The sequence below is a fragment of the Agrobacterium sp. D14 genome (assembly GCF_001526505.1).
In the GTDB taxonomy this organism is placed as follows: domain Bacteria; phylum Pseudomonadota; class Alphaproteobacteria; order Rhizobiales; family Rhizobiaceae; genus Agrobacterium; species Agrobacterium leguminum.
The window spans coordinates 1-1,038 of the sequence record NZ_ASXX01000056.1 but is presented as its reverse complement, the minus strand read 5'-3'; the positions used below and the strand labels follow the sequence as shown (position 1 = coordinate 1,038).

At 59.2% G+C, this 1,038-nt stretch carries 1 protein-coding gene; it reads left to right on the top strand.

The features are described 5' to 3' along the window. A partial coding sequence (locus tag L901_RS22885; protein ID WP_059760493.1) for a mannose-1-phosphate guanylyltransferase/mannose-6-phosphate isomerase occupies nucleotides 1–1,038 on the top strand: 1,038 nt, incomplete at both ends.

Here is a 1,038-nt window from a genome sequence, read left to right as displayed (position 1 = left end):
CATGTGGTGCTCGATGCCGACAAGTTCTCCGACGCCGTGAAGCTTGGCGCAAAAGCCGCCGATCAGGGCAATATCGTCGTCTTCGGCCTGGTGCCGGCCGAACCGCGCACCTCCTACGGTTATATCAAGCCGGGTGAGGCGATCGATGGCGAAAAAGACCTCAGTATCGTCGACGCCTTCGTGGAAAAGCCGGATATGAAGACGGCGATCTCCTATCTGGAAAAGGGTTATCTCTGGAATTCCGGCAACTTCCTTTTCCGCTCCGATGTGATGATCGCCGAACTGAAAGCCTTCGCCCCGGAGATTCTTGCGGCGGTGACGCAGGCGGTCGAGCAATATGAAAGCGACCTCGGCTTCGTGCGCCTGCATCAGGCAAGCTTCGAGGCCTCGCCGAAGAACTCCATCGACTATGCCGTGATCGAGAAGACCAAACGCATGGCGGTGGTGCATGGCCATTTCCGCTGGTCGGATATCGGCAGCTGGGATGCGATCTGGGAGATCGCCGACAAGCGCGGCAACGACAATGCGCTGGAAGGCAACGGCGTCTTCATCGATTCCGAAGGCTGCCTCATCCATTCGACGCAATTGCTGACGACGGTGGTTGGCGCGAAGGACATGGTGGTGGTGGCCACCAAGGATGCGGTTCTGGTGGTGCCGAAAAACCGGGTGCAGGATGTGAAGGGTCTGGTGGAGACGCTGAAGGACGGCGAACACGCACCGCAGACGCAAAGCCACAAGCGCGTCTATCGCCCCTGGGGTTATATCGAGCACATGTATGTGGACGAGCGTTACCGGGTGGGCCACATCACGGTCGATCCCGGCCACCGCATCTCGTTCCAGAAACATTATCATCGCTCGGAGCACTGGATTGTCGTCAAGGGCACGGCGACGGTGACGATCGGCGAGGAGACGAAGTTGCTGACGGAGAACCAGTCGGTCTATATCCCGATCGGCCAGCCGCACCGGCTTGCCAATGAGGGGCAGATCCCGCTCGAACTGGTCGAAATCCAGACCGGAGCCTATATCGGCGAGGATGAT